This window comes from Actinomadura rugatobispora (assembly GCF_042656285.1).
In the GTDB taxonomy this organism is placed as follows: Bacteria; Actinomycetota; Actinomycetes; order Streptosporangiales; family Streptosporangiaceae; genus Spirillospora; species Spirillospora rugatobispora.
Map to the genome: position 1 here is coordinate 1 of NZ_JBHSON010000210.1, position 2,774 is coordinate 2,774.

Genomic DNA, 2,774 nt, shown 5'->3' on the forward strand with positions numbered 1-2,774 from the left:
CGAACCCGGCGTCCCAGATTGCGCTACTGAAAGTACAGGGACCAGCACAAACCGTCAAGCCGGATCACTTGGATTGCCCGCATGTTCACTTAACCGACCTCACAGGCGAACAGTTCGCACCCCCGTCCGCACGTCGTTCGGAGTCGCGGGTAGAGGATCGTCACCGTTTGGCAATCTGGCCCGTCGCTGCCGAGGTGAATCGCGTTATCCACAACCGCGTGCCGGGGCTGTGCTTCGTCCGGATGCGCTGGAACAATTGGCGCTCGTGGTTACGCTGGGCCCGGGGTGGGTGCAGGAGACGACCACACCCGTACACGACCAAAGGCACACATGACCGCGCCGACCGGGGGCGAGGCGCGAGCGGAGGCAGGATGGCTCGCAGGTCGGCCGTGCGACACGGCCGTGAGACCGCTGTGGTCGAGGAGGACGCGGTGACCGGCCGCGCGCTCGACCCGTCCGCCGACCCCTGGCGGGCGAGCGACGCCGACCGGCGGCGCGGGCGGTCCGGCGGCGGTTCGCGGGGCGGCGGCCGCTGGGGCGGCTCCGGCGGGCGCTGGTGGGTCTGGGTCGGACGCGCCGTCCTCTGGGCCGTCATCATCGTCATCCTCGTCAACGGGATCCGCGCGCCGTTCGAGCGCTTCACCGCGACCGAGACCCCGTCCACGGGCGCCCCCGCCGCCGACAAGGGCAAGGGCGCGGACTTCCCCACCAGTGCCGCGGGCGCGTTCGCGATGCAGTTCGCCAACGTCTATCTCAACTACGACCAGAAGAGCGCCGCCGGCCGCGAAGCGCAGTTGCGCACCTTCGTGCCCGATGGCGCCGACGGCCAGTTCGGCTGGAACGGCGTCGGCCAGTTGCTGGTGCAGTCGGTCCAGGTCGCCGGAGTCGACGCGCGCGACGCCAACAACGGCGTCGTCACCGTGCTCGCCCGCGCCCAGGACAAATGGCTCCGGCTGGCCGTTCCCGTGTACGCGAACAACGGCGCCATGGTCGTCCCCACCCGCCCCGCGCTGCTGCCGCCCCCGGCCAAGGCCGCGCCGCCGCAGCAGGGCGTGCAGGAGCGCGACACCGCCCTCGAGGGCGAGCTCGCGGCCATCCTGAACGACTTCTTCGACGCCTACGCCCGCAGCAACCAGGCGGCCCTGTCGCGCTTCTCCGACGGCGCCGTCATCGCCGGGCTCGCCGACTCGGTCAGCTTCGTCCAGGTCAGAGCGGTCGTCGCGCCCAGGGGAGAGGCCGGTAAACGCACGGTCACCGCCACTGTCGCCTGGGGCGTGCCCGGCACCGCCGGAGGCGGCGAACTCGAGCAGACCTACGAACTCGCGTTGGTGAAGAAGGGCACGACCTGGTACGTGAGAGACATACGCGGCACCACACAGCCGGGTGCGTCATGACGGGGCCAAGCCGTGACGGCGCGCCCTCGCCCCGTATCCGACACATCCGTCGACCCAGGAAGGTAGTCAGTCGATGCTGCACCACATGATGGCGTCGATTCCGTTCGAGGTCCTGGCGGCGCCGAACGACGATCTGCAGACCGATAAGCTGGCCGACTGGCTGCGGCAGATATTCGGCCCCCTTTTCCTCGTGATCGTCTCCATTGTGGCGATCTTCTTTCTGTTCACCCGCGAGATCACGCGGTTCGTTCAATTCATCGTGCTCGCCATCGGAATCGGGGTGGTCTTCTACGTGCCCAACATCATCGAGACCACGGCCAGGGCGATCGCCCGGGCCCTGGGAGTGGACTTGACCTGACCTCGGCACGGCGGTCACCGAGAGCAGGGGCGGCCCCGCGCGCCGGGGCCGGCAGGCGACACTGTGCTCGCACAGTTAGGGGAGTAGGGGCGTGGATCTACCCACGTACACGAACATATGGCGCATTGAGAAGCGGCTGTACAAGCTGTACGACCTGCGGCTTCCGATGCCGCTGCCGATGGTCCAGATCGGCGTGTTCGCCGGCGTGTTCGTGCCGTGGATCCTGCTGCTGCGCTTCGTGGGCATCCCGTTCGAGTCCCCGTGGCACGTCCTCTACATCGTCCCCCCGGGCGTCCTCACCTGGCTGGCCACCCGCCCGGTCATCGAGGGCAAGCGGCTCACCGAACTGCTCATCTCGCAGAGCCGCTACCTCGCCGAGCCCCGCACCTGGTGCCGGCTGACCCCCATCCGGGAGCCCCGCGAGGTCGTCGTCGTGGCCCGCGTGTGGCGCCGTCCCCAGGCCGCCGCCCCGGTCGCCGCCCCCGAACGCGCCGCGCTCAAGACCCGCCGCAGGGCGCGCAAGCAGCAGCGCCGCCCGGTGGTCGAGGAGGCCCCGGTCCCCGCGTTCGCCCCGTCCCCGGCCGTGGCGTCCGCCCCCCAGCCCCTCGCCGAGGTCGCCGCCCAGCGCGAGTCCGCCGGCTTCGACGACGCCCGCCCGGCCGCCCCTCCCGCCAAGCCCTGGCGCCGCACCACCCGCGACATCTCGCACGAGGAAGAGGCCCCGCGCCCGGCTGACCTGGAACACCCCCCGGCCACCCCCCAACTGGAACTCGGCGCCTCCGGAAAACGAGCCTTCGCCTCGGGCGTCCGCCGCCCGGGCGGCGCCCCGGAATTCTGGAAGGCCGACGACCAGCCCCCCACCGAAGCGCCACGTCCGGCCACGCCCGTCCCCGAACCGGGCGACAAGCGAGTAGCCGGCCAAAGCCCGGCCCACCACCCAGGCGCAGCGCCCCCTCCCCCCGGGCACAACAAGCCGGTCCCCACCCCCCAACCCCCCAACGAGCCCATGCGCGGCTTCGAAC

3 protein-coding genes are annotated in these 2,774 nt (G+C 71.0%); all 3 read left to right on the plus strand.

Translation table 11 applies throughout. From position 1 onward, the window contains the following. Positions 1 to 371 precede the first annotated feature (371 nt). Positions 372 to 1,394: a conjugal transfer protein gene (locus ACFPZN_RS55820; protein WP_378293509.1), complete on the plus strand. Its 1,023-nt coding sequence runs from the start codon at positions 372 to 374 to the stop codon at positions 1,392 to 1,394. A 73-nt stretch (positions 1,395 to 1,467) separates the two neighbouring features. Continuing rightward, positions 1,468 to 1,752, plus strand: a complete 285-nt coding sequence (locus tag ACFPZN_RS55825; protein WP_378293511.1) for a hypothetical protein — start codon at positions 1,468 to 1,470, stop codon at positions 1,750 to 1,752. 91 nt (positions 1,753 to 1,843) lie between these two features. Beyond that, on the plus strand, positions 1,844 to 2,774 hold a 931-nt coding region (locus ACFPZN_RS55830), incomplete at its 3' end, for a conjugal transfer protein (RefSeq protein ID WP_378293513.1).